The 26,112-nt window shown below is 46.0% G+C and carries 29 protein-coding genes; 18 read left to right on the forward strand and 11 right to left on the reverse strand.

Annotation, left to right across the window (positions count from 1 at the left end; genetic code table 11):
- Nucleotides 1–492: 492 nt before the first annotated feature.
- The gene (locus tag AEA42_RS03775; protein WP_231640351.1) at nt 493–1,629 is read left to right on the forward strand and encodes a glucosaminidase domain-containing protein; all 1,137 of its coding nucleotides are present in this window, start codon (nt 493–495) and stop codon (nt 1,627–1,629) included.
- A gap of 220 nt (nt 1,630–1,849) precedes the next feature.
- Nucleotides 1,850–2,188: a hypothetical protein gene (locus AEA42_RS03780; RefSeq protein ID WP_047540620.1), complete on the forward strand. Its 339-nt coding sequence runs from the start codon at nt 1,850–1,852 to the stop codon at nt 2,186–2,188.
- A 216-nt stretch (nt 2,189–2,404) separates the two neighbouring features.
- Here the strand turns inward: AEA42_RS03780 and AEA42_RS03785 are convergent, their stop codons facing one another.
- The 5 genes from AEA42_RS03785 to pyrC form a co-directional block, all read right to left on the reverse strand.
- On the reverse strand, nt 2,405–2,698 hold the full coding sequence (locus AEA42_RS03785) for a DUF3144 domain-containing protein (protein WP_037428416.1): 294 nt from the start codon (nt 2,696–2,698) through the stop codon (nt 2,405–2,407).
- A gap of 491 nt (nt 2,699–3,189) precedes the next feature.
- A complete protein-coding gene (locus AEA42_RS03790) occupies nt 3,190–3,636 on the reverse strand; it encodes a hypothetical protein (protein ID WP_037421597.1) in 447 nt (148 codons plus the stop codon).
- Nucleotides 3,637–3,831: 195 nt separating this feature from the next.
- Nucleotides 3,832–4,194, reverse strand: coding sequence for a nuclear transport factor 2 family protein (locus tag AEA42_RS03795; protein ID WP_037421594.1), 363 nt, complete (start codon nt 4,192–4,194; stop codon nt 3,832–3,834).
- Between the two features lie 131 nt (nt 4,195–4,325).
- Entirely contained in the window at nt 4,326–5,372 is a 1,047-nt protein-coding gene (locus AEA42_RS03800) for a hypothetical protein (RefSeq protein ID WP_037428412.1), read from the reverse strand.
- A gap of 130 nt (nt 5,373–5,502) precedes the next feature.
- On the reverse strand, nt 5,503–6,534 hold the full coding sequence (gene pyrC / locus AEA42_RS03805) for a dihydroorotase (protein ID WP_037421589.1): 1,032 nt from the start codon (nt 6,532–6,534) through the stop codon (nt 5,503–5,505).
- Between the two features lie 389 nt (nt 6,535–6,923).
- Between pyrC and AEA42_RS03810 the strand changes: the two genes are divergently transcribed.
- The 10 genes from AEA42_RS03810 to AEA42_RS03855 all read left to right on the forward strand — a co-directional run bounded on the left by AEA42_RS03810 (nt 6,924) and on the right by AEA42_RS03855 (nt 17,034).
- Nucleotides 6,924–8,186, forward strand: a complete 1,263-nt coding sequence (locus AEA42_RS03810; protein WP_055647007.1) for an HlyD family efflux transporter periplasmic adaptor subunit — start codon at nt 6,924–6,926, stop codon at nt 8,184–8,186.
- A 94-nt stretch (nt 8,187–8,280) separates the two neighbouring features.
- Entirely contained in the window at nt 8,281–8,556 is a 276-nt protein-coding gene (locus tag AEA42_RS03815) for a hypothetical protein (protein WP_037428407.1), read from the forward strand.
- 108 nt (nt 8,557–8,664) lie between these two features.
- A complete protein-coding gene (locus AEA42_RS03820; RefSeq protein WP_055647008.1) occupies nt 8,665–9,405 on the forward strand; it encodes an ABC transporter ATP-binding protein in 741 nt (246 codons plus the stop codon).
- An 8-nt stretch (nt 9,406–9,413) separates the two neighbouring features.
- The gene (locus AEA42_RS03825; protein ID WP_055647009.1) at nt 9,414–10,718 is read left to right on the forward strand and encodes an ABC transporter permease; all 1,305 of its coding nucleotides are present in this window, start codon (nt 9,414–9,416) and stop codon (nt 10,716–10,718) included.
- 11 nt (nt 10,719–10,729) lie between these two features.
- Complete coding sequence (locus tag AEA42_RS03830) at nt 10,730–11,929, forward strand: FtsX-like permease family protein (RefSeq protein ID WP_055647010.1); 1,200 nt, start codon at nt 10,730–10,732, stop codon at nt 11,927–11,929.
- A gap of 97 nt (nt 11,930–12,026) precedes the next feature.
- Entirely contained in the window at nt 12,027–13,463 is a 1,437-nt protein-coding gene (locus AEA42_RS03835; protein ID WP_055647011.1) for a sigma-54 dependent transcriptional regulator, read from the forward strand.
- Nucleotides 13,464–13,503: 40 nt separating this feature from the next.
- Nucleotides 13,504–15,159, forward strand: coding sequence for an ATP-binding protein (locus tag AEA42_RS03840; RefSeq protein ID WP_055647012.1), 1,656 nt, complete (start codon nt 13,504–13,506; stop codon nt 15,157–15,159).
- A gap of 252 nt (nt 15,160–15,411) precedes the next feature.
- Nucleotides 15,412–15,822 carry a curli production assembly/transport protein CsgE gene (locus tag AEA42_RS03845; protein WP_037421568.1) on the forward strand — a complete coding sequence of 137 codons (411 nt, stop codon included), beginning with the start codon at nt 15,412–15,414 and terminating at the stop codon, nt 15,820–15,822.
- Between the two features lie 10 nt (nt 15,823–15,832).
- Nucleotides 15,833–16,228 carry a curli assembly protein CsgF gene (locus AEA42_RS03850; RefSeq protein ID WP_037421565.1) on the forward strand — a complete coding sequence of 132 codons (396 nt, stop codon included), beginning with the start codon at nt 15,833–15,835 and terminating at the stop codon, nt 16,226–16,228.
- Entirely contained in the window at nt 16,228–17,034 is an 807-nt protein-coding gene (locus tag AEA42_RS03855; protein WP_037421563.1) for a CsgG/HfaB family protein, read from the forward strand. Before AEA42_RS03850 ends, AEA42_RS03855 begins: the two co-directional genes overlap by 1 nt.
- Nucleotides 17,035–17,122: 88 nt before the next feature.
- On the opposite strand, the gene AEA42_RS03860 is transcribed toward AEA42_RS03855, so the two are convergent.
- Nucleotides 17,123–17,731 carry a TetR/AcrR family transcriptional regulator gene (locus tag AEA42_RS03860; protein WP_037421559.1) on the reverse strand — a complete coding sequence of 203 codons (609 nt, stop codon included), beginning with the start codon at nt 17,729–17,731 and terminating at the stop codon, nt 17,123–17,125.
- 22 nt (nt 17,732–17,753) lie between these two features.
- A complete protein-coding gene (locus tag AEA42_RS03865) occupies nt 17,754–19,178 on the reverse strand; it encodes a coniferyl aldehyde dehydrogenase (protein ID WP_055647013.1) in 1,425 nt (474 codons plus the stop codon).
- Between the two features lie 196 nt (nt 19,179–19,374).
- On the opposite strand from AEA42_RS03865, the gene AEA42_RS03870 reads away from it, so the two are divergent.
- From AEA42_RS03870 to AEA42_RS03880, 3 genes are all read left to right on the forward strand, one after another.
- Nucleotides 19,375–19,773 (forward strand): STAS/SEC14 domain-containing protein, encoded by a 399-nt coding sequence (locus AEA42_RS03870; protein ID WP_037421553.1) that lies wholly within the window; start codon nt 19,375–19,377, stop codon nt 19,771–19,773.
- Nucleotides 19,774–19,792: 19 nt separating this feature from the next.
- Nucleotides 19,793–20,224 carry a universal stress protein gene (locus AEA42_RS03875; RefSeq protein WP_055647014.1) on the forward strand — a complete coding sequence of 144 codons (432 nt, stop codon included), beginning with the start codon at nt 19,793–19,795 and terminating at the stop codon, nt 20,222–20,224.
- A gap of 172 nt (nt 20,225–20,396) precedes the next feature.
- Nucleotides 20,397–20,834, forward strand: a complete 438-nt coding sequence (locus tag AEA42_RS03880) for a universal stress protein (RefSeq protein ID WP_055647015.1) — start codon at nt 20,397–20,399, stop codon at nt 20,832–20,834.
- Nucleotides 20,835–20,839: 5 nt separating this feature from the next.
- Here AEA42_RS03880 and AEA42_RS03885 read toward each other — a convergent pair whose 3' ends face one another.
- Nucleotides 20,840–21,661, reverse strand: a complete 822-nt coding sequence (locus AEA42_RS03885) for a transporter substrate-binding domain-containing protein (RefSeq protein ID WP_226770114.1) — start codon at nt 21,659–21,661, stop codon at nt 20,840–20,842.
- A 166-nt stretch (nt 21,662–21,827) separates the two neighbouring features.
- The gene (locus AEA42_RS03890; protein ID WP_037431586.1) at nt 21,828–22,379 is read right to left on the reverse strand and encodes a DUF924 family protein; all 552 of its coding nucleotides are present in this window, start codon (nt 22,377–22,379) and stop codon (nt 21,828–21,830) included.
- A gap of 198 nt (nt 22,380–22,577) precedes the next feature.
- On the opposite strand from AEA42_RS03890, the gene AEA42_RS03895 reads away from it, so the two are divergent.
- The 3 genes from AEA42_RS03895 (at nt 22,578) to AEA42_RS03905 (ending at nt 24,864) form a co-directional block, all read left to right on the forward strand.
- Entirely contained in the window at nt 22,578–22,910 is a 333-nt protein-coding gene (locus AEA42_RS03895; protein WP_037421538.1) for a winged helix-turn-helix domain-containing protein, read from the forward strand.
- A complete protein-coding gene (locus tag AEA42_RS03900; RefSeq protein ID WP_055647017.1) occupies nt 22,907–24,376 on the forward strand; it encodes an FAD-dependent oxidoreductase in 1,470 nt (489 codons plus the stop codon). The genes AEA42_RS03895 and AEA42_RS03900 overlap by 4 nt, the downstream gene beginning before the upstream one ends.
- 122 nt (nt 24,377–24,498) lie before the next feature.
- Nucleotides 24,499–24,864, forward strand: a complete 366-nt coding sequence (locus AEA42_RS03905; RefSeq protein ID WP_037427116.1) for a hypothetical protein — start codon at nt 24,499–24,501, stop codon at nt 24,862–24,864.
- Here AEA42_RS03905 and AEA42_RS03910 read toward each other — a convergent pair.
- Both AEA42_RS03910 and AEA42_RS03915 read right to left on the reverse strand, forming a co-directional pair.
- Entirely contained in the window at nt 24,861–25,202 is a 342-nt protein-coding gene (locus AEA42_RS03910) for a DUF2956 domain-containing protein (protein ID WP_055647018.1), read from the reverse strand. The genes AEA42_RS03905 and AEA42_RS03910 overlap by 4 nt on opposite strands.
- Before the next feature lie 86 nt (nt 25,203–25,288).
- On the reverse strand, nt 25,289–26,107 hold the full coding sequence (locus AEA42_RS03915; RefSeq protein WP_055647019.1) for a heme ABC transporter ATP-binding protein: 819 nt from the start codon (nt 26,105–26,107) through the stop codon (nt 25,289–25,291).
- Between the last annotated feature and the right edge of the window lie 5 nt (nt 26,108–26,112).

Consider the following 26,112-nt stretch of genomic DNA (forward strand, 5'->3'; position numbering starts at 1 on the left):
TTGGAGGTACTCAGGCGGCCTGATTATCAAATCACGGAGAAAGAATTGCTGGCGGCCTGGGTATTATTCGCCAATCAGTTGCTCAAATATGGCTATGCTATGGCTGATTTATGAGGGGATCCTTCAGTGCAAAGTATTTTTATATGTGCATGCCGAAATACTTTGTTTTATTCAGTCTTGGTTCTTAATCATTTCAACCAGTCTTCTGATCGCTAAGATGACTTATGTAGTGAAGCCGATGGTCTATAGCGTTTGCATCTCTACATGTTCCCATTTTTATGATGGAGTTCACTGAGTGAACATGGCATGCCTGCGGGTCATTTTATCAAAAGCCGCCTCAACTGCTTGACACATGCGATATTTCCGCAGTCAAGTCAGTATTACAAACCTAGTTGCCTAGCTATTAAGCAAATTGTCAGGATTTTATTGTTATCTTTCCCGCCCTGTGTTTTGGCTAGTTGGACTGCGATTGTTTTTCTCCAGAGAGATTCCATGTTGATAAACTGTAAACTGCCCTTAGCAATGCTTATGCTATTCCTAATGTCTATGCCTTCACCTCTATTCGCCGCAGCAGAAATGACCGACAACAAATTGGTGTTTAATCAGCTCTTGTCTACGGCGTTTACAACTGAAAAGACTTGCTATCCGCTTGCAAATTGTCAGTCAACAAAACCACCTATTATGGGATTATCAGCCTTAATTCAGCCTTCCTATACCCAAGTGAATAATCAAGATACTCAAGGTGAACATCGTATTGGCGGCATTATATTTCAACCAGAGCGTGAGCAACGGTCCGTGCAGCAGGCAGAACTTCAACCTATCACTGTAAGTATTCACTCCATTGATGATTTGATGCTATTTTTTGAATCCCTTAATTACACTGCTGAAAATTTCCATGAGGGGAATAAATCGGTTCCGAGATTAACCTTTGATGCCGTAGGTAAAGGATGGCGGTCGGTATCAGAGCAATTGCCTGTGAAGCAAAAGAAGATGGTGTTTTTTAGATTGATGACCCCCTTAGTATTATTAGCGAATGAAAAAGTGTTACAAGAACGGCAACAGGTAATCTCTGCGCCCCTCAACGACACTGGCTTGGTCGCTTTAGCGGTTAAGTACAAAGTTATCAGTAATCCAATACCGTCGTTATCACCGTCCCACAGGCAAGCCCTGCTTGAACGGGTAGATATTTTGCCTCCATCTCTAGTATTGGCCCAGGCGGCAAAGGAAAGTGGTTGGGGGACATCGCGCTTTACTCTTGAGGGGAATGCCTTGTTTGGTCAGTGGGATTTTAATGGTAATGGTATGGAGCCAAAGCAAAAGCGCCAGGGGATGGGGCAGTATGGGCTGGCGCGATTTGAGACACCCTTAGCCTCCGTTGAAGGATACTTATTGAATTTAAATACCCATAGTGCTTACCACAAAATGCGTCAGCTTCGTGCCGAATCAAGGCAAGCCAATCAAACAATTACGGGTGTTGCGCTTGCTGGTACCTTGGATCGATATTCAGAGCGCGGCTACGCCTATGTTGAGATGATCCAGAAGATGATCCGTACTAATAAGCTCTATCTGGCAGATGAGGCCTATTTAGATGATGATATGCCGTTGCATTTGCTCACAAGAACCCACTAATAATTCATGTTTAACATGAGATTGGGTTTAGTTGCTCCGCTTACACACTGTTACAAGCGCCATTTTGTAGATTTAACAATCGTAGAGACGACGATATAAATTAGGGATTGTTAAAGAGAGCGTAGATAGGATGTTGTTGGCGTTCTTTGCATACATAGTCCTTCTAATCTCGAAACGTCAATACGCCCTAGTATGTGCGGATTTAATCTTAAGGACGATGATGAGAACACTCCAACTTTTGGGATTGATACTTACAATAGCAGGGATAGCTTTGGGCTTTATGATGCTCGCCCCCATTGGTAATGAAACATCTAACGCATCTTTAGGAGCGGCAGGTTTGGGTATTATGTTTCTGTTGTTACCTATGCTGGGATGCTCCGCACTGATGTTGATATTTTCTTCAATTGCATTGTTTAATCATGAGGTCAGAAAGCGTACTTATTTCAGAGGATCTTTCTGGTTAACTCTTTGGAAATGTAATCTAGTGATATCGGCTGGATATACTTCGGTGGTTATTTATGTTGCTTATTTATGGATTAAAACCAACATGAGTAGCTAAATAGAGTCTATGTTAATGTTTCTGTTAAGTATTCAACTGACGCAAGATGTTAGTGCTTAAGGCAGACATTCGGTCGCAAATACTGGCTTGTCGTGACGAGAATTAATCAATATTGGATAACGATGTAGCTAAGTGTTGAGGAATGAGAGTTATCACCACTTAAGCTAAAAATTAGACGCCCTGATAACCTTAGGCTATCGGGCGTTGCGTAAACGATTACTTTTGCGTTGCGCGGTAGTGGTCGAAGTTTTCGATATAGTCCTCGAGATTGGCGTCGAGCATTTCTTTATAACGCTCCATGTAGTAGTCCATCATTTCTTGTTTTTTGGCCTGCATTTGCTCTTTGTTTTCAAAGCTGGTGGAGCCAAACCAAGCGTTGTAGCGGGCGAGGGCCCACATAAATGAAGCACTGACTTCACCGGTTTGGATTTCAGTGTTTTGGTTTTGCTGGTTAGCGAGCTTAATCAACTCAGTGGCGCGGGCGTAAAAGGCATTTTGGTTATCAGACATCAGCAATTCCTGTTGTTAGGCAAAATGGTTAAAGAAAAAGGGCGCTTGGCTTTACCCTTTTGGCAATTGCTACTAACCCTAAGGCATTTTGCGGCCAAGGGACAGTCATCCATCTCACAGAATCCGTTGATTTCACGTTAAAATGAGTTGTCGAAAGTAAATCTGGGATAGGTGTAACACTTTTCTGATAAACATTGGTAGGTTAACCATTCTAGTAAAGTTAATCCTAATAGGGTTAACGGGCCTGTGTAAGCATCATAGACCAATGTAGAAGCCCGTGATTGATTCATGCTGTAAAGGGCGTTTTGAGGTTCAGGGATATGAAATGTCTTCTGTTGGCTGTAAAGGTTGTCTCGCTTGAATGAGCCCATTCGATACTTTCAAAACGACCATGGTATTAAAGGGCTCATCGCGTATGCTAGCGAACTTTATCTGTTGTAAGCGTAAGCCCCTATTTTTGCGGGATGGCAAGTGTAGGTTGTTACTAGGCGTTACTTGGCCGTAATCGGGCCTTTTGATCCTGCATCGTTATCAATCCACATACTCTCTTTATTCGAGCTGGCATCGGGATAAATGGTGAATTCCACCATACCGTCTTTGAATTTGATGGCTCCACCACTTTGACTGGATTTTACGTGTTTACCGTTAACCCAAACCTGATGTTTATCATCGATTTGAATATTTGCAACCGTTGCTCCTGAGCTGGCTGTTGCTATCCATTGTTGGGCATTGGGAATGATGGCGTCAGCAGCGGCTTTGGGGGAAGCCATTGCTTTGGCATTTTCTTCTTTGGTTTTGTGGATATCGCACCCTTGCATTTCAGACACTTGGGTACAGCCTGAACGTTCAAGTAACTTGCGATACTCATCGTTAATGGCGTGGCAATTTGCGGATAGTAATAGTGCAATACTGGCTGTGAAGATGATTTTAGCGTTCATGTGTTCCCTCGTTGCTATGGAAGTGTGCCTTGTTTATGGCGAATTTAGATGGTTAAGTGTAGTGGGTCTTTAGCCATTTTCTACTCGGGCATGTTGACGTATTGAGATACGATGCTGTTCAGGCAATGCTTTACTCGGAAGATGCGGAGTGAATATAGCGGTTCAATCTTGCATCAAATAAAGCCCGATAACCCATCAGTTAGTCGCAAAACTCCACATATTTTGGATTAGCCCATCGATTACCTCAAATACCACCATCACTTCAAAAGGTTCGTCGTGTATGCCGCTGATCCGTTCGTGATCCACGACCTTATTGCCAACAACCATACGATTGAGGATTTCGGCATGTAAATGCGGCAAGTTAAAGCGTTCATTTTGATAGAAATCGCGAAATGCGGCTTTACCCCGAATAACGGGCTCTGTGGCGGGTGGACGGTAAATACAAACGTTGTCGCTAAAGAGTGCCACAAAGCTTGCAAGGTCGTGTTGGTTATAGGCAACTAACTGGGCTTGCACTAAGGCTTCGGGTGTCACGCTGTTTACGGTTAAATTGCTCAAGGATGATCCCTTACTGAAACGGGTAAGTTTGAAATGCGTTGCTGTGTTGGATGGGAAAGCGCGTTTGGTGTCATCATATTTATCACCATTACAGCCTACTTTCCCAATACCGTAGTTTTGTAATACGTAATTTATTCCAATAGTTTAAGTTGTGTTTTACCCCATTGAGTGGCAAAGGGCATGGCTTCTTGAGGGGTTAAGGTAAACTCCTGCTCGCAGCCGTCACCACGGGGCATTTCCCAAAACTTCATTCCAGTTGCCTCAAGAGTCAGTTGATAATAGCCAGAGCCGTCGGAGGTGGGGCATTCTGCGTTTGGCGGAATATCGGCAAACAGCTTTTGCTTAAGTGCTTGTGGTAACGGATAACTCATACTCTCCGGCATGGCTTGAGGCTGTTCATTCTCGATAAACCATTGCCAAGGATGGAAAGGTTTTCCATCTGCAAGCGAGAAGCTAACAAACTCTTGGCTGATCCCATTGGCACCATAACCCGCTGCCCAGCGATACAAGCGCACACTAAGCCAATGCTGATTAAGGAAAATGGGTTCTGCAAAGGTTTCGTCAGTCACAAAGCTGCCCATTTGAGCCAACATTCTGCGGCGAGTCTCAAAGGTTTGTGCCAGCTGCGCATCATCGGTGAGCTTTCTCTCAAGCCAGTGATTAATTGCCGAAATGCCTTTTTGTGGGCCGTTAAATTCGATACCAACATCAGTGCCAAAGGTCAGCGGACGGTATTCAATAGTCTGAAAGCGTTGCCATTTTCCACGGCTCACCGAAGGCTTAGTTTCAAGCGGCAGATTGTAGGCATCGGCGCTGCAATCATCATTGTTATCTGGGCTTATTTGCCGCTCAAGTTGTATTGGCAGTGACTTGCTGGCGCTGTCTTTAAACCACTGGCCACTCAGTGTTTGTGGTGTTACGGTATCAAACTGCCAGTTTCCGGTGTTGTTCTCTTCTTTCCAGATGCCGTCTTGCTGTTCGAGTCGAATTTGGGTGAGGTATTTTTGATAGTAATAACTGCCGGTGCCATATTGGTTAAAGCAGACTCTTATCTTGCTTTTACCCAGTTGTCCCTGCCAAACGCCTGTGAGTTCATCGGCGGCAAACGTGCTGAGTGGCAGTGTAGTGGTAATTAATAGGCTTGAGGACAATAGCGTTAGTAACTTCCGTGTATGCATACTTTTTCTCTTAAAAGATAATAGGTTATGGTTTTACGTGTTGGTTATAAAAAAGTCGCCCTAAGGCGACTCTTAACGGTTTCGAGCTCGATAAACGGTAGGCTCACCGTTTATCGCATCAAAAGGCCTGTTATTCAACCTGCCAATCGATTTGTTCGCCAGCGCGAATTGGCACAACGTTGTTGTCGCCAAGTGGGTAACTGACGGGCACATCCCAAGATTTTTTCACTAGGGTGATGGTATCGCTGTTGCGGGGCAGATTGTAAAAATCTGGGCCATTGAAGCTGGCAAAGGCTTCTAATTTATCCAGTGCATTAACCGATTCAAAGGCTTCGGCGTAAAGCTCTATGGCGGCATGGGCAGTATAAGAACCCGCGCAGCCACAGGCGGCTTCTTTACGGTCTTTTGCGTGTGGCGCCGAGTCAGTACCGAGGAAGAACTTCTTATTGCCACTCGCCGCAGCCGCTAACAGTGCTTGCTGATGGGTATTGCGCTTTAAAATCGGCAGGCAATAGAAGTGCGGACGAATACCGCCAGCCAACATATGGTTGCGGTTATAAAGTAAATGGTGCGCGGTGATTGTGGCGGCCACGTTGTCAGACGCTTGAGTCACAAAATCGACCGCATCCTTAGTGGTGATATGCTCGAGAACGATTTTAAGCTTCGGGAAATCGGCCACGATCTTGCTGAGGATATTCTCAATAAACACGCGCTCACGGTCGAAAATATCAATCGATGAATCAGTCACTTCACCATGCACTAGGAACAACATGCCCACTTCTTGCATCGCTTCGAGGGCTGGGTAGATGTTCTTCAAATCGGTGACGCCAGAATCCGAGTTGGTGGTCGCGCCTGCGGGATAGAGCTTAGCTGCAACGATTTTGCCCGAGGCTTTAGCTTTACGGATTTCCTCTGGGCTGGTTTTGTCGGTGAGATACAACACCATTAAGGGTTCGAATTGCGAGCCTGCGGGCACTTGCGCCTTGATGCGATCGTAATAAGCCAAGGCGGTTTCGGTATCGATAGCGGGAGGAACCAGGTTAGGCATGACGATAGCGCGGCCCATATAGCGGCTGATATCGCGAACCGTATCTGTTAATTGGGCGCCATCTCTTAGGTGAATATGCCAGTCGTCAGGACGCGTAATAGTGAGTGTTTTCATAGGGCGATTCATCTTATTGGATATGTCTGCTGCGAGGGTGGCAGGATCTTATGTGGCAAGGTTTTAGCTGTAAAGGGAAACTCTGTCATTTGGCGAATAAAAGTGTTAGCGCATGTTGAGCGACTGCTGGCTTGTTCTTTGCTGAGTACCGTACACCTACAAGCAGCCTTTTCTCATATCAAGCGGACACTTTTGCTAAATTTAGGCGGACACTTTTAGTTTTCAACTGTGGTGTCCGCGGACACTTTTATCTTAAATCTTATCTAACACAATGAAAATAAATTCTTTAATGGAATTGGCATAGGCGTTGCTATTACTGGATATCGATTTTTAATAGTGTCCGTAGCGATGGGCATATCCAGCCCTCCGACAGGGAAGCGAGAAACGCCATGATTAAAGATACCAGCGGCCAAGATACTCTCCTTGCGCCATCAAACGCTAAACGTCTCAAAGTGCCCTTGATTATTGGCGGCTGCACCTTATTAGTGAGCGCCTTAGTGTGGGCCAGTTTCAGTAGCGATAATGTGAGCAAATCCATTAGCCGTAGTGAGTTAACCACTGCGACTTTATATGTAGGTACGCTGACTCGGGATATCGCGACTACAGGTAAAATCGTCGCGGCCAATGCACCGATCCTCTACAGCACTGAAGAAGGGACAGTGACGCTACTGAGCAATCCTGGCGATACAGTTAATAAAGGCGATGTGGTAGCCAAGCTAGATAGTCCAAGACTGACCAATCAATTAGAACAGGCGAAATCCTTATTAGCGGGTTTGGAGGGTGCTCTTGAGCGTGCCAAGCTGGACGCTAGACGCAACCAATTACAAGTCAACCAAACCTTAGATATGGCCAAGGTCGATCTCGAGGCGGCCGAGCGTGAACGTCGCCGTGGTGAGCAGCTTATTCAAAGTCAGCTGATTGGGCAGATTGACTATGAAAAGGGCAAAGATGATCTGCATAAAGCCAAGCTTAAATTTGAGCATGCGTTGCAAGACGCTGCATTAACTAAGGATACCTTGACCTTTGAAGTAAAGAATAAAGCGCTTGAAGTTGAACGCCAGCAGTTAGCGGTAGGTGAATTAGAGCGCCAAGTTGAAGCCTTAAATATTAAAGCGCCGGTTGGCGGCATTATTGGCAACTGGCTGACAGAGCAAAAAACGCGTTTGAGTGCCAATCAACCGATTCTAACTGTGGTCGATTTAAGTGCCTATGAGGCCGAGCTTGCGGTGCCAGAGTCTTACGCCGATGAACTTGGACTTGGCATGGAGGTTGAGCTGAGCTTTGGCGAAGTCAAACTCATGGGCAAGTTATCCTCGATTTCTCCCGAAGTGCGTAACCGTGAAGTGACCGCCAGAGTGCAATTTGCCCAGAGCGAAAGCCTTAAGCTGCGCCAAAACCAACGCATCTCTGCCCGAGTGCTACTCGAACATCGGGAAAATGTGTTGATGGTCAAACGTGGTGCCTTTATGACCAGCGGTGGCGGGGAGGAGGCTTATCAAGTCGAAGGCGATATCGCTACCCGCCGCCAGATTAAACTGGGTAGCACCAGTATGAGCCAGGTGGAAGTGATTGAAGGCGGTAACGCGGGTGACGAATGGGTGATCTCGAGTGTTGAGCCCTTCAATCATGCCGAACAGGTTAAGATGCATTGATGTTATTTGGTTGAAAAAACTTATTAATCAAATTGATGGATTGGAAATTGCCGTGGTTGAAAATACTGCGGCGATAAGTAAATAGGAGCCAATAATGAGTCATAAAAATGTTGATATCAGTGTGTTGATGTCCTCCAAGCTGTTTGGCGTATTCGCTTTGGCCCTGTTAGTTGTGGCGGTAGAGCTGGGGATTGGAGAGGCTAATAGTTGGTTTTTCCTTGGCTTAAATATTTTGGAATGGACCAATCCCTTAGACGAAATGCGCCAGATTGGTGATGTCTCGATGGAAAGTGTGAGCTTGATATTCTCTTGCCTAAATGGGCTGTTCGGTAAGTTGAGTGAGTTCATTATGGGTGCTTTTCTGGGCTGATAAGTGGCTTTATCTGCTTTGTCTTCTACATGCTCAAGTTACATTGAAGTCCCGCGCGTTTTATTAGCCGTTTACGCGCAAAGATAAAAATTAATTAAGGAAATTAAAATGTTATCAATGAAGAATATCAGTAAAGTTTTTAAAACGGACTTAGTAGAAACCCACGCACTGCGGGATTTCAACCTTGAGGTAAACGAGGGCGAGTTTGTGGCGGTCACAGGCCCTTCGGGTTCAGGCAAAACCACCTTCTTAAATATCGCTGGCTTGCTCGAAGGCTTCACCCATGGGGATTATTTTTTAGATGGGATTAATGTCTCCAATCTCAGTGATAACAAGAGTGCCGCCGTACGCAATGAGAAGATTGGCTTTATCTTCCAAGGCTTTAACTTGATCCCCGATCTTAACCTCGCGGAAAACATTGAAGTACCGCTGCGCTACCGTGGTTTTAGTGCCAAGGAGCGTAAACGCCGTGTGGAGCAAGCATTAGAGCAAGTGGGCTTAGGTGCGCGGATGAAGCATTTGCCGACTCAATTATCCGGCGGTCAACAGCAAAGGGTAGCGATTGCCCGTGCTTTAGCGGGGGAACCCCGTTTTCTGCTCGCCGACGAACCTACGGGTAACCTCGACAGCTTAATGGCCCGCCAAGTGATGGAATTATTAGAGAATATTAACCAATCTGGCACCACCATCATCATGGTGACCCACGATCCTGAACTGGCTCGCCGTGCCCAGCGCAATATTCAAATTGTCGATGGACAAGTCTGCGACTTTACCATGTATCAACCCAGTGTGGCCCGCAGTGCAAGCCACGGCAGTGTCGATAAACTGGTTGCTAACGCCCAAGGCTAGGAGCGGTTATGTTCTTCTATTACTTAGATTTAGCTTGGCGTAGCATTAAAAAAACGCCCATGTTGTCGGCATTGATGATCATGGCGATTTCCATCGGCATAGGCATCACGATTACCACTCTTAACATTTACAAAATGATGTCCACTAACCCTGCGGGGGAGAAGTCCAGCCAATTGTTTGCGGTGCAACTGTGGAGCCAAGGTCCAGATGCCTGGGATCGCTTCGATCAACAGATCACCTATCAAGACGGGATGAACTTACTTAAGAGTGATATTCCGAGCCTGCAAACCCCCATGTTTCGCACGGGCGGCGCGGTGCAAACCGAAGATCCGGCTTTTTTACCTGTACTGCAATCTCGGGTTAGGGTGACCAATAACGACTTTTTCCCACTGTTTGGACTTGAGTTTCAATACGGTCAGGCATGGGATGACAGCGTCGATCAGGATGCTCGCTACGAAGTGGTTCTCACCGATGAGCTGAATAATACGCTGTTTGCGGGCCAAAATAGTGTCGGCAAGACGATTTATTTTAATGCTAAGCCCTATCAGGTGGTTGGCGTGCTTAAGCCTTGGGCGCCGAGTCCAAACTATTATGACCTTAACAACGGCGCCTTTGGTAATGTGGATACCTTGTTTGTGCCCTACAGCTTAGCGCCGATTGAGGAATATGGCAGTTGGGGAAATACCAATGGCTGGAACTATGAGAGCATCAACAACTACGCGCAGCGTTTAACCTCCGAAAAGCATTGGACACAATTTTGGGTGCAACTCGATACGCCTGAACAAGTTGCTGAGTACCGTCAGTGGGTTCGCCAATATATTGAACAACAAAAGAAATTAGGTCGCTTTAGCTCACCTAAGGCCGATGTGCAATTGTCCGATATTGACCAATGGCTAGCCATTAATAAAGTGGTGCCAGAGGATAACAAGGTGCTGGTGGGCCTCAGTGCACTCTTCCTCATTGTTTGCTTAGTCAATATGTTAGGGTTGTTGCTGTCTAAGTTTTTACGCCGAGCTCCCGAAATTGGCGTGCGCCGCGCCATCGGCGCCAGCCAAGGGCAGATCTTTGCCCAACATATGGTGGAAGTGTCTTTGATGGGACTATTCGGTGGCTTACTCGGCTTGGCTTGGGCTTGGGGCTCACTTGCGTTGCTCACAAAGAAGTTTCAACTTGAGGCTTCGATTACTCATCTCGACGCCAGCATGTGGCTCATTGCGCCTGTTATTGCCATTTTTGCAGCGATTGTGGCGGGTATTTATCCTGCGTGGCGTGTGTGTACCACTAACCCAAGTGTTTATCTTAAGAGCCAATAATCGGGGGCAATATGTTACATATCAAACCTATTCTCAGCAGTTTATTACGCAGTAAAAGCGGCCCCTTGCTACTGTTATTACAGATTATTTTGTCTGTGGCTATCGTCGCTAATGCCAGTTTTATTATCGCCGAACGATTAAATTTAATGGCGCGTGAGTCGGGGATTGTTGAAAGTGAAGTCTTTGATTTCAGCATTTATCATTTTGATAAATCGACAGATTTAGTAGCGCAGGATAAACGAGATTTAGAGATCATTCGTGCGATCCCTGGCGTTATCGATGTTGCACCTACCTCTATGGCTCCCCTGAGCGGCGGCGGTTGGTCGAGTAACTTTACCCTAGGGCCTGAGGAGCGCGCTAAATCTACGCCCAATACCGGCATGTATATGAGTGATGAGCATTTTATCGACTCCTTAGGGCTGAAGTTAGTCGAGGGACGTAACTTCTATCCCCAGGAAATCACCACAGAGTTGCTGGAAGATGGGGGCAAGATGATCGTCACTAAAGCCTTTGTCGATAAGGTGTGGCCGAATGAATCAGCGCTTGGCAAGAGCGTATATATGGGCACACAGCACTTTGTGGTGATTGGAGTGCTGGAGCGCTTACAAACGGCATGGGTTGATAATAGTAACCTTGAGTTTAGTTCTGTGTTGTCGGTGAATTATCCCGCTGACTATAAACGTTATTTAGTAAGAGCTAAGCCAGCTGATATTGAGCGCTTAAAAGAGGTCATCCCCGAAGCCCTGCATAAAGAATATCCTAGCCGGGTAGTCGAAGGCTTTACAACCATGAGCGAGCGCCGTATCGAGGCATATCGTGACCATGAATTAATGGCAACCGTACTGACCATGATGGTGGTATTGCTGTTGTTGATTACCTCACTTGGGGTGACAGGGATGGTGATGTTCAATATCCAGCGTCGCACTAAGCAGATTGGCACTCGCCGTGCGTTAGGTGCTAAAAAGCGCGATATTATCAGCTACTTCCTACTGGAAAACTATCTGCTATGTCTGTTAGGTGGCACTTTGGGTGTGCTGTTAGCGATTCAGTTAGGCCAGCAATTGATGAGCCTGTATAGCTTACCTATGCTGGCGCTTTCCTATCCATTATTCACCGTTGTTGGATTATTTGTGGTGACCACCCTTGCGGTGTACTTACCTGCACGCAAAGCTGCCAAGATATCTCCGGCGACAGCGACGCGTACTGTGTAACATAAGCTGAGCGGCATAAAGTGCGATAACAGTAGGATGTTATTGCACTTTTTGTTACTTTAAGGTTAATAGTTTTACTCGGGACATACTTTGCCACATGGACACAATTCTGATTGTCGACGATAACCACGCCATCTGCCAGGCCTTAGGCTTAATACTGGAGATCAATGGTTATCAGGTGTTAACTTGCCATACACCAGATGATGCCCTTGGTCTGATCGCGACCCATGATATTGATCTTGTTATCCAAGATATGAACTTCACCCGCGATACCACCTCTGGGGAAGAAGGGCGGCAGTTGTTTTATGCATTGCGTGATAGGCAGCCGGATTTGCCGATCATTTTAATGACGGCTTGGACGCAGCTCGAAACCGCTGTTGAGTTGGTTAAAGCCGGCGCCGCTGATTACATGGGCAAACCGTGGGATGATGCTAAATTACTAAACAGCATTACGAATTTAATTGCTCTCTATAAGCTTGCACGTACAAATCATCAGCTCGAGCGAGTTAATTCACAACGCCAAGTCGCGATTGCCAATGCGGATCTGTGCGGGATTGTTTTTGGTAGTGGTGCGATGCAGCGTTGTATTGACTTAGCCTTACAACTGGCACGCTCCGATGTATCTGTATTGATCACAGGCCCTAACGGTGCCGGTAAAGATAAGCTTGCCGATATTATCCATGCCAATTCTCCCTTAAAAAACAAACCCTTTATTAAGGTGAATGTGGGGGCTTTGCCGATGGAGTTGCTCGAAGCCGAACTCTTTGGTGCCGAGGCGGGGGCGTTTACGGGGGCTAACAAGGCGCGCATTGGTCGTTTTGAAGCGGCCGATGGTGGCACCTTATTTTTAGATGAAATTGGCAATTTACCGCTCTCGGGCCAAGTGAAATTGCTGCGGGTATTACAAACCGGGGAGTTTGAGCGCTTAGGCAGCCATAAAACCTTAAAGGTGAAGGTGAGGGTGATCAGTGCGACCAATGCCGATCTTGCCCAAGATATTGCCGAGGGGCGTTTCCGTGAGGACTTATTCTACCGCTTAAATGTGATTGAATTGGCCTTACCGCCACTGAATCAGCGTATTGACGATATTTTGCCCTTAGTGAAACATTTTGTCGGTGAGGGTTTTAGTTTGAGTAAACCCGCCCAACAGGCGCTATTACAGCATCGTTGGCCGGGTAATGTGCGCGAGCTAGAAAATGCCTGTAAACGTGCGGCGCTATTGGCGCAAAGTCGAGTGTTAACCGAAGTTGATTTTGGTTTACCGCCAGTCAATGTTAACAACACTCACACGACAAATACGATGACGCTTGGGCGAACCATAACCGAAGTTGCCCCGATTGAATCACAGATAAAAGTTGCCAATCAAGACGTGTCCGCTCAACTGGATTCGAGCGACGCTATGGATGTTAGCCGTGAGCAGATTGAAATGGCCTTAAGACAGCACAAGGGCGTGATTGCGCGAGTAGCTAAATCCCTTGGCCTAAGTAGGCAAGCCCTGTATCGCCGCATGGATAAGTTTGGTCTAGAAAAATAGTTATAGCTCTATAAACATTGAGTCTTAGGTGGAGTTTTAGGTGCAACTGCGAACAAAATTAATCATTTATTCAACTGTTTGTTGCGCCTTAGGAGTGCTATTGACCCTAGGTGCTGTGAGCTATCGCCCGTCTATCTCGTCAGTTGAAGTGCCAGCTCCCATCAAGCTCCCCGCAATTAATATACCTCCCATCGATGTAGATAAGCTTCAAGAAAACGTCGAAGCGGCAATTAAAAATAACGAGAAATTACAACAAGCGTTGCCATTACAGGAGCGTTTAAGGGCCGAGCAGATTAAGCATGAGCTGCAAAAGTTAGAGCAGCTCAAGCAAGAACAATTGCAAATTAAGCTTTTTAAACTCGAGCAGCTTAAAGAGGGGCTTTTTAGTCCTTCAGCCCATCCTGATGTGCCGCCCACAGCTCCTCCAGCAGAACCTATCTCGCTGCCTAAGTTGACGTTAGCGCAAGGGACAGACCAAGGGCTACCAATCACCGAATGGTTATTCATATTATTGTTTACCTGTGGTATTTGCGCCTTAGGTGTGGCTTGGTTTACCCGCCATTTAGCTCGTAGCCTCAATGCCTTAGAGGTTGGCTTACTCAACTTTAACGATAATGACTTTAGCGTCAGCATTCCGGCAAATGGTGAGGGCCAGCTTAAGGCATTGGCTGAGCTATTTAATGATTCGGCAGCTAAGCTGCGCCAGGAGCGGCAGTATATTTATCAGCGCGAATTGCTGCTGGATAAAGTGATTCAAAGCTCACCTAACGTGATGCTGCTGTTTAACGATCACCAAAAACTCATGTATGCCAACGATGCGGCGCGGCATCTTTTCCATATTAAAGGCAAAATGGAAGGCTTGAGCCTCGACGAACTGCTGCAAGACTTACCCGATGCCCTTGCCTTGGCCCTTAAGCAAGAAAAGAGCGGCCTGTTTACCATGGGTGAGGATGATACTGAGACTTGGTATCTGAGTCGCGGCCAATTTTTGCTGAATAACCAACAGCATAATTTAATCTTGCTTAAGCAGATGACTCGAGAGCTTAATCGTCAGGAAGTGGCGGTGTGGAAGAAGGTGATCCGTATTATCAGCCATGAGCTAAATAATTCTGTCGCGCCCATTGCTTCTATGGTGAATTCGGGGCGTTTACTCACGAAAGATCTCGATAATCCAAAGCTTAAGCTGATATTCGACACTATAGAGAGTCGCACGAATCACCTGAGTCAGTTTATTTTCAATTATGCTCGCTTTGCTAAACTGCCTTTACCGCAGCGACGTCAAGTCGCGTGGCAGCAGCTTATCGAACATTTAACCCAGCATTATCCTTTTACTTTAGCCAATGAATTACCCGCTGAAATGGGCTATTTCGATCAAGGGCAAATGGAGCAAGTTCTGCTAAACCTGCTGAAAAATGCCCATGAATCAGGTTCCGATCCCGATGAGGTCACGCTTACCATTCGCTTTCAAACGCTGGTTGATGGCGCTGGCTTTATTATCAAGATTGAGGATCGTGGTAGTGGCATGTCCGAGGAAGTGTTAGAGCAAGCCCTATTGCCTTTTTACTCAACCAAGCAATCGGGTACTGGCTTAGGCTTACCACTTTGCCGCGAAATCATTGAGGCCCATGAAGGCAGCATTAGTATGCATAATCGCACCGATGGTGGGCTGTCAGTACAACTCTGGTTACCGCAATAATCTGCGTTTGAGAGTGTATCAAGAGTTTTCATTGCTCATTCTAACGTATTACCCAAATGGGCTATTTTGCGGTTTTTACCTTAGCTTTTTGGGCTAATTTAGGTCTCAGTCTAATGACTAGCATTCTTCAATCCTGTTAACCTTCTTTTAATAAAAATAAGCGTTAAATGTTACATGCACAACATGGCAAAGTGTGCATTTTACGCTATCGCTGTATCTGAAGGTTTGAGCATTGTAGGTAAGGAGGGACCTGTGAAATCGTTAATTCAGCGGTTGTTGTTCAGTATTTTGTGTCCATTCTTGTTTATAAGCGCTCCCGGCGCGTTAGCCGATGATGATATTGAAATCAGTGGGCTTGTGATAGATAGAACCTTAACGCGTTTTGGTAAGGATTTTGGGTTTTACTATTCAAGTTATTGGCGCGAATTGCCGTTTACTCAAGGGTTTAACGTGACCTTGTATGAGACGGTGTTTCCGCAGGCCGGAACCGTTTTAACCTTAGAAGTGAATGGAACTCGTATTTATACCACGCACTTTGGTCGTCGGGCGAACCCGATTAAGGAGAGCGCAGAGCAGGCTATTTTGTTGACGATTGATTACTTAGCTCAAGTCAGGGCTAATGCGATTACGGGTGATTTTTCAGGAACATCGGACGATTTGTAGGATAACAATAATGACATTCAGGACGTTACTTTCTCTTGCTGTGTTTTGCATAGCTCACACCAGCCAAGCAACCGAATTAATCTATACCCCCGTCAACCCAAGCTTTGGGGGCAATCCTGCGAATGGCTCCTTTTTACTCAATAAAGCGCAGGCTCAAAACGATAATAAAGCCAGCTCGACCGAGAAGGACTTTGTTACCCGTTTTAAGGAGTCATTGGAACGTAACATCATTAACTCCATCACTCGCGGCGTAGCTGATGGTGAGATCAAAGATGGGGTGTACGATACCGGTGATTTTCGTATCGAAGTCGCCTCTACTGGCACCGGAGTGATGTTAACCATCACTAACATCGAAACTGGCGAAGTGACGGTGATTGAAATGCCAACTTTTGGAGGCGGAAACTAATGGCACGTTCCATCTTTATCGCTTCTATGCTGCTGAGTATGTCCGCCTGTAGCTTGATCCCCAAGCCTGACTTAAATATTACTCCTGCTCAAGTTAATCCAATGAGTGAGGTGATGAAGGAGCTACAGAGTCAGCCTGGGCCAAAATTTCCGATCCCAGTTGCGGTATATTCATTCCGAGACCAAACCGGGCAATATAAACCTCAAGCTAACGTCAGCTCATTTTCAACTGCGGTCACTCAAGGGGCAACATCGATGCTGATGCAAACCTTGATTGACTCTAAATGGTTTACGCCCGTTGAGCGTGAAGGCCTGCAAAATTTATTAACCGAGCGCAAGATCAGTAATAAGCAAAATGGTTCAAAGGGCGATGATATCCCCGTGTTATCGACGGCGAGATTGCTATTAGAAGGTGGGATTATCAGTTACGAGACCAACACCAGTACAGGCGGTACAGGGGTTGAATATTACGGTATCGGCGCCTCGGAAATGTACCGTGAGGATTTAGTCACTATCTATCTGCGTGCTGTCGATGTACACACGGGCAAAGTGATGATGTCTGTATCTACGAGTAAAAGGGTACTTTCGCAGGAAATGCGTGCAGGCCTGTTCCGTTATACCAGTTTGAATCGTTTGGCCGAAGCCGAAGTCGGTTTTACCACCAATGAACCAGTGCAGTTTTGTGTACTACAAGCCATTGAGTTAGCAGTCGCTGAGCTTATCGAAAAGGGTGTAAAACAAGGTTATTGGAGTGCTTCGCAGTTGTCGCAACCTATAGAAAAACAACCTGAATTAAGCCAAAGCTGATTATACTAATCGTATTAAATATCTGTTCATTCAGTTAAACATCTCTACAATCGAGCCAGATATAAGTCTGGCTCGATTGCTTTTAGGTTTAGTCAGCCCGTAACGCCTTCCAAAACAGCGCAAAGCTGGCATCACGGTAATGTTTATCTCTGCCCAATTCGGGGTTATCGATAAAAAATCGCGTGGCTGCTAAGTATTGTCCGTGGCAATTTTCAAGCATTAATTCAATGGGATAGTGGGCAATTAATCCCATTAGCTGCCCTTTTTTGATCAACTGGGCGATAAACCCTAAGATGCTATTCATTGCTTGTTCGCGGATAGAAGCCGCAATCATAGGTGACATTGAATATTGCTGAAAAAATAATTGCTTGATTGGATTATCAATCGACCAGTCAATCGCGCTCTGCCAGAGGATTTCTGCATGCTCTTTAAGATCGCTCCCTTCTTTGATATTTAACAATAATGCATTAGCAAACTCTTGTTTAATCGTGAGAAACAGGCTTTCCATCAACACTTCTTTGGTTGGGAAATGATGAAACAGTGTGCCTGTCGCTACGCCAGCCTGCTTGGCAATTGAAGCGGTCGATGTGGCATGAAAGCCTTGGCTGACAAATAACGATAAGGCGGTATCGAGTATCGCCTGACGTTTATCTGTCATGGGCTTAGTATCTGTATCTGTTGGTAATAAGCTCGACATAACCACTCCTAAGCGGCCCGTATTAGCGTAAAAACAGCTTCATCAACATACGTTGGATAAAAGTGCCATAGGGTGGATGGACAAATTTACCCGTGTTAAAGCGCCCACGGCTTAGCACGGTTTTGGCGTGGCTAAAGGTGAGGAACCCTTCTTTACCATGATAATGCCCCATACCAGATGGGCCTATGCCGCCAAAGGGCGCATCATCGGCTGCTACATGGAATACCGTTTCATTGATACAAACACCGCCAGAGTGAGTTTGCTTGAGGATTTTTTGTTGGCTCGCTTCATCAAAACTCATCACATAGAGCGCTAAGGGTCTGGCGCGACGGTTTACGTAGCTAATGGCTTCATCTAAAGAGTCGTAACCGATAACGGGTAATAGCGGCCCAAAGATTTCCTCTTGCATCAATAGCATATCTTCAGTGGTATTAGTAATCAGCTGAGTGGCGAGTTTACGATTCTGGCTGTCTATTGCTTCATTTGAGGCAGAGATAATCTTGGCACCTTTGGTTTTGGCATCCTCAAGTACAGCCAATAAACGATCAAATTGGCGGGCATTAATAATGCTGCCGTAGTCCTTATTTTGGGCAATTGCGCCGTACATGGCTTGGAATTTTGCTTGATAGGCTTGAATAAAATCGCTCACTTTAGCGTTAGGGCAAAGCACATAATCAGGCGCTACACAGATTTGTCCAGCATTCAAACACTTACCATAAATCATTCGTTCTACCGCTATCTCTAGTGGTATATCGGGGGCGATAATTACTGGCGATTTACCTCCGAGTTCAAGGGTAACGGGGGTGAGATTATTGGCCGCGGCGCGCATCACATGGCGGCCAACCGTGGTTGAACCAGTAAATAGGAGATGATCGAAGGGCAGTGCTGAAAACTGCGCCGCGACATCAGCTTCACCTTCTACAACGGCAACATGGGATTCATCAAATACTTCGGCTAGTAACTGTTTGATAACGCTGTTGGTTGCTGGAGTAAATTCCGAAAGTTTGAGCATGGCATGGTTGCCCGCAGCAATCGCCGTGACTAATGGCCCAATGGAGAGCATGACGGGGAAGTTCCAAGGCACGATTATCCCAATAACGCCTAGTGGCTGATAATGCACTTTGACTTGGGCGGGGGCGAGTAAGATGCCCGCATGGCGGCGGCTTGGCTTGAGCCATTTTTTGAGGTTTTTCAAGCTGTAATTGATGTTATTGACCACAGGCATAATGTCGGAAATCAGACTGTCGTCGACCGAACGATGGCCATAGTCCTGTGATAACGCCTCGACGAGCGGCTGTTGGAATTTTAGCAAGGCGGCTTTAAGGCGGATTAAGCGTTCTTTACGGATCGCATAATCAGGATTCGGTGCGGCTAAGTAACTTGCACGCTGACGTTGGAGTAACTCGGTTAACGGCGAGATTGTTGCTGGGTCTGTTGCCATGTTCATCGTGATCCCTTGAGTGCAAGTCTTAAAAAAATAAAGCCGTTTGTTGCTCAATACACAAACCGACTGATTAGTCGGTTTATCCTAGCGGTTAGCGTGATTTTGCGCAAGCATACTGATGCATTTATGAGCAAGATCACGGCCTGATAGAGACTTAGCTTTTACACTTAACAGGACATTTGTTAGACAAGGAGTATGTATGACTTTGTTAAAGCATGGAATTTCAGTTGGCATCGAGCGTTATGGTGATGATGATTTTTTTGTTGCCTTTAAAGCTATAGGTACCTTAACTCATCAAGATTATGAGGTGATGGTACCCGTGCTCGAAGCCGCGTTAGCTGGGGTGAAAGATCCCGATATTTATGCCTTAGTCGATGTGACTGAGCTTGAAGGTTGGGAACTTCAAGCCGCTTGGGATGATCTAAAACTAGGGGTTAAGCATGTTCGCCACTTTGAACGGATTGCTATTGTCGGTAAAACGACTCTACAGGAAGTGATGGCAAAGCTGGCAAACTGGTTTACTCCGGCCGAGGTTAAGTTTTTTGTCGACAAACTGGATGCCATTACTTGGCTCAAAGATGAGCTTCACGATGACTAGCCATTAAGGAGAACAGATTATGCGTTCAGGTCAAATACTCTGGCCCACAGATTTTTCGGAAACTGCGGCCCATGCGCTACGTTATGCTATTGAAATGGCAAATCTATACCATGTAGGGCTAAAGATTTTACACGTTGTTGAGCAACCTATTGGTGATGAAAACTTTATGATTTTAGCGATTACCCCTGAGGAGCTCGCTAAAAGCATGGAGGAGGCCGCAGCAACTAAAATGCAGGCGTTACTCGAGGGACTCAAGACCGAATTACCGATTACAACACTTATTCGCCGAGGCAATCCCGTCGATCAAATCCTCGAGGAGGCGAATGGTAAGGATGTGGGTATGGTGGTTATTGCTAGCCATGGACGAACCGGAATTTCGCACTTTTTACATACGAATGTTGCCGAAGCTGTTGCCAATGGCGCGGCATGCCCTGTATTGGTAGTGAAATAGTCTGTATTGGGTAGATAACAGGGCGCTAAGGCGCCCTTTGTTTTTGATTGCTAAAGCATAATTAATTTTACGGCCTAGCTGCTTGTCCCGAGTTACTGCGATAAAATACAGATTATAAGCAATGCCATTTGCCCTAATATGGGGCACAACAACCTAAGTGATGGATAAAATTATGCGTACTCAAGAAGTGTTATGCCCTACGGATTTTTCGGCAACTGCCGCCCATGCGCTTAATTATGCGGTTGAAATGGCTAATCTATATCACGTAGATATCCGTTTGCTGCATGTTGTCAGCCCTGCAAGAAGTGCCCATTGTTATGGTATTGCGGTTGATACTCCCGCGACACTTGAGCAACAGTTAGCCGAGTTTGTGGAGACAAAAATGCAGAGTCTACAGCTGCAAATGCAGCAGGGATTAGCGGCTGGACTAAAGATTAAATGTATTGTTCGTCATGGTGATGCGAGCGAAGAGATTTTAGCTGAGTCAGCCGATGCGGGGATGATTGTGATTGCAAGCCATGGCAGCAGCGGCTTAGTGGATTTTTTAAAGCACCATGTGAGTCAAGATATTGTTAGATTGGCGAAATGCCCAGTATTAGTAGTTAAGTAGTTAACTTATAAAGGATCTTGCTTGAGTTTTGATTGATCCACAATGGTATTTGAGGCTTCAGCTTCATTCTCTAGGGACATGAGTTGCCGATATTTTTCTTGTAAGGCGATCAGTGTCCCATTTTCGGTAATTTGTTTTAACCCAAGGTTAAAGTCGTCACGGATTTGCTCGCTTAAAAACGCAAATTTATACTCAGTCGGTGGAAAAATGCGATGACATACCGCCACCTGTTTACTCTCTACTTCGGTGAGTTTTCCCTCAATAAATGCCTGTCTAAGATAGTAAGTGAAAATGTTCTTATCCATAACCACTACATCAGCCCTGTGTTTCATCAGCATGTAAACCTGCTGTATTTGCCGAGCTTGTTCTTGGTAACTAGGATTAGCTTTAGTCATTTGAGTAAATTCATCACCTAAGAAGCTTGCTGCACGTTGAAAGGAAACGACTTTTTTATCCGTTAAGTCTTTAATACTATTAATCGAAAAGTTATTTTTCTCTAGGCTGATTGCGCAATTTTGATAACGAATCGCCACATTAGAGTAGAAAACGTTTTCGATCATGCCTTCTTTTACGTTGATTATGCCGTCAAGTTTACCCTCCCTAAGTTCATGGAAAGTGCGTGCTAAAGGCAAATATTCAATATTGGCGGTATGCCCTTTGACTGCAAGTGCTTGATACAGCAAATCGAGTTCTAGGCCGCTATCAGATTCTTGGATGACATAGGGAGGAATGGAGAGGCTCACGCCAATTTTCAGTTCCGCCGCTTGGATTAATTGGGGATACAATAATGCAATTACTGCTAGCAATGGGTAGCGAATACAGGTCATTCTAGAGACGCAGGAAATATGGTTAGTTTGTTTCATTACGCACTGTTACCTTTCACACCATTGGCCATCTCATGATGCCCAGAGTTGTCCCCTGACATATCATTGTAAGTGTAGTTTGTTAATCTACAGCCACAGTTATTTTTATCTGAATAAAGCTTATTTATATTCAAAATGACGAGTCCGGCTGGCGTAAAAAAGCGATTTCTTCTGCTGTCGACTCTCTAGCTAATATTTTGTTTCTATGAGGATAACGACCGAATCTGTCGATAATAGCCTTGTGTTTTAGTTCAAATTCGAGATTAGCGATTGCAGCCTCTCGATTGAACAATTTTACAGCAACTTGATGGATGGCTGGGGATTCGCTATGCATAAAAGGCATAAACAAAAAGGGTACTTGTTTGGGAGAAAGCTCCTTATCAATTTGGAGTGCAACAGCCTCTTGTGCAAGGACCAGCGCAATGGTGTCGGCCTCAAACGCTGCTGGCGTGTCGCGATAGATATTTCGCGAGAATTGATCCAGTACGATGATTTCGGCTAAACGACCTTGAGGTGTCACGCGCCAATGCGCAAGCTCACCGCGCTTGGCTTGTTTTAATAGGTCTTCAAAGCGAGATTGGATTTGTGCATCAAATGTTGGGTCTTTTATCCACCAAGATTGAGGTGAAATTTCCTCAAACCAGAAATGTAGCACTTGCTGTGCGGTCATCATTTGGCCCATCGTTGGCTCTCCCATTGATTAATCTTTTTTACAAATAACAGTGATGGAGAGCTTATACAAGCAAATGCGAAAATGTATCTGTGGGAACAGATGTCAAACGGGTCAATTTGCTCGAATAATTTGAATGGAGGCTATTTCTTATTCACTGAATATCAAGTAGTTTTATATTCACTTGGTCAATATTTGGATTGATTTTTTATGCCCCTCGAATCTGCTACTCAGTCAATATCGAAACAACATAAGGCGTTTTTACGTAAGCTATATTTAGCGCATTTAATGGACGATGATCGGCATAACTTGTTATCACTCAATAAGTTGACTGGAATGCCGAGGCGAACGTTGCAGGATGCTATCGCCGCGTTTGAAGATATCGGCATCCGTGTCGAGTTTATCCAAGATGGCAGTCGAAACAATGCAGGTTATTATCGCATTTTGACCTGGGGGCCAATTAGCAGTGCGTGGGTTGATACACATTTCGAGGAAATTGCCTCAATTATCGGTATCAGTCCATTAAGTGAATCCGTGGCGTGAAAGAGCGCGGATTTTGGTTTGATACCGAAGTTAAATTAAGTCAAAGAACTATTTTACCTGCGCTACAACATGATATTGCCGCAGACATCGCCATTATTGGTGCAGGTTATTCAGGACTATGGACGGCCTATTATCTTAAGCAATATCAGCCCAATTTATCCGTGGTGATTCTTGAGGCTGATACCATTGGCCAAGGCGCTTCGGGGCGAAATGGCGGTTGGTTGATGGGCGGTTTTAGTGGCGATGTAGCCTATCTTAATCAGCTTCAAGGTGAGTCGCGCTTAATGGCAAAAGCCTTGATCCAACAAACCATTGCTGAAGTTGCCGCGGTTTGCGCCCAGCATCATATCGACTGTGATTTACACCATGGCGGCAATTTACGGGTGGCCGCACGTTATCCTGAGCAATTAGCCAATATTCAAGCCGAATTAGCACAGTGGCGTCGGCAAGGTTTTGGCGAAGCGGATATTCGCTGGCTAGATAAAACCGAACTCGATAAACAAGTCTCCATGGCCTACGGCCAAGCGGCACTTTATACCCCCCATTGTGCGCGAATACACCCAGCGAAACTCGTCTGTGGTTTGGCTGATCTGGTGCAAAGTTTAGGGGTGAAGATCTACGAGCATACCCCAGTAAATCACATGGTGTATCTCGGTGATGCGCAAACCCAATTACAGACGCCACAAGGAAATGTTCGTGCGGCGATTGTGGTGCCCGCCGTTGAAGGCTATCTTCGCCAATTGGGTGAATTGGGTCGATTCACCTTGCCTGTTCAGAGTTTACTGATCGCCACTGAGCCGTTAACGGATGAAATGTGGCAGGACATTGGTTTAGCTAATCGCGCGACCTTTAGTGATGCTAGCCGCATCGTTACCTATGGTCAGCGAAGTCCTGATAACCGTTTGATATTTGGCGCCCGTGGCGGCTACGGATTTGGCGCTAAAGTGCGGACTGAATTTGGATTTAATCCGGAGTGCTTTAATACCCAATCTCCCGCTAGCCATCCTCAATCGGCTTTTAAAGGGGAATTTGGCTTTCGCTATCAGCTATTGTTGGCGTTATTTCCGCAATTGGCGGATGTGCAAATTACTCATGGTTGGGGTGGAACCTTAGCTTTAGCACGGCAGTTTGCGCCCCACGCTATTTACGATAAAAATGTAGGATTGGGGCTTATTGGAGGTTACGGCGGCGAAGGTGTTGGGGCTGCCAATCTTTTTGCCCGTACGCTGGTGGACTTGATCTTAGCGCGTGATACGCCGCTTACCACTATGCCTTGGGCGTTTAATGCCCCCGTTCAGCAAGTATTAACGCCTTGGGAACCTGAACCTTTGCCGTGGCTCGCTTATCATGGCATGAACAAGATTTTTGCATGGGAAGATAGGCTTTACAGCCGTCCAAAGAGTGCGGCTTGGCAAAAAGGTTTAGCCAAGCGGCTTGCGAATCGATTAGAAGGCTTAATGAGTTAATTTACTTATAAACCAGAGGGTTAATCAGTAAACCAGAGGGTTAATCAGTAAACCAGAGAGTTAATCAGGCCATTGCTGAGTCATTTTTATTCATACACGATAAGTACTTTGATGATCCGAATATGTTAACCGAACAGTTTTTCCTACAGGGCCGCGTTAAGCTTGAGACGATTCCCCACGAAATGCGCATGTCCCATTGGGTGTACGCGCCCAGATTAACCGATATGAAAAGCGGGCAAGTGTTGCTCGATCTTATCGGCCAATGCTGGGATTGTCAGTCTGCTATTGAGCGGGATAACGCGCTTTGCCTAACTCTCGATGGCTACCCCGATAGAGCCAACTGGCTTGAGTTGGCCTTTTTGCCCGATACGGGGCGAGTCCAGCTAAGGGCTGGCAATATCGACACTAAGGCGCTAATTGCACAAGAGTTTCTACCACAGGAGCTAACTGGCTACTTTGATACGATACGTGCGAATCTCCCCCCTTAAAGGAAGATATATGCCCCAAAACCCAGCCAACTGAGGACTAACAGGGCGATGGCAGCCCAAGCAATAGGAGTAAATTGAGTCTGTGGCAGCGAAAAATCTTCGCCATCATCCATCTCGCCAGCCGCGCTTGCTTGTTGGTTTTTTGCCCTTAACTGTTGCTTTCTCTGTTTATCCCGCTCGCGAGCTTTGGCTTTTTGCTGTTTTTTATATTCGGCAATGCCCTTTTCAATCCCCTGGGCAATCAGTTTAGTTTGTTCTTTGGTTTGTCCTGGTTTTTGAGTAGCCTTCGCCATGGCTAGGGCATCTTGCTGGGTTTCGGTTGAGATAGTGGTTTTCATCTGTTCACACTGTGACTTTAGGTGTCTATTGCAGCGATTATACCCACAACTGTGCCGCTAAAGGCGCTAGTGAAGTCAATTTTGCATTAAAAAATCAGTGGGTAACCACGCTGTGGGGCAGAAATAAACTCAGGTTCGTAATCCCATACTTGGCGAATTATATCAATCGATAATGCATCGTTAGGTGTACCTTCACTGACGATTTCCCCCTGTTTGAGGACGATAACTCTGTCGCTGTAACGGGCTGCCTGATTGAGGTCGTGCAATACCACAATCACAGTGTAGGCGTGCTTGTGGGCGAGATTTTTTGCTAGCGCTAATACTTTGTGTTGCTGCGCCAGATCCAGTGCTGAGGTTGGCTCATCTAACAGTAAAATCGGCGGGAAGGGGGATTGGCTTAACTGCGTTAACACCCTCGCCAGTTGCACCCTTTGTTTTTCTCCCCCAGAAAGCGTGGGGTAACTGCGTCGGGCTAAATGCAATACACCCACTTCGGCAAGCCATTTTGTGACTAACTGCTGGCCTTCTTTTTGACTCAAGGTTAAGGGATAAAGCCCCATTGCCACCACTTCATCCACGGTAAAGGGGAAGGTTAAGCTGGCATGTTGAGGCAGAACGGCGAGGGATTTTGCCAGTTCAGCCCTTGGCCAATCCACCAGTTGGCAGTAGCCAAGCTTGATGCTGCCTTGCGCAGTGGGGAGCTCTCGGCACAGTGCTTTTAACAGTGTGGATTTGCCTGCCCCATTAGGCCCTAAAAGTGCGGTGACACTGCCCGGTTGAAATTGCACGCGAATGTTGTTCAACACCGCCTTATCGCCGATAGCGTAGCTGAGCCTATCCACGGTTAATTGGGTACGTTCAAAATGTTGTTTAGCGACGGGCGCAGCCGATAAGCTCATAGCCATGGAGT

Source organism: Shewanella sp. Sh95, from assembly GCF_001308045.1.
GTDB classification, from domain to species: domain Bacteria; phylum Pseudomonadota; class Gammaproteobacteria; order Enterobacterales; family Shewanellaceae; genus Shewanella; species Shewanella xiamenensis.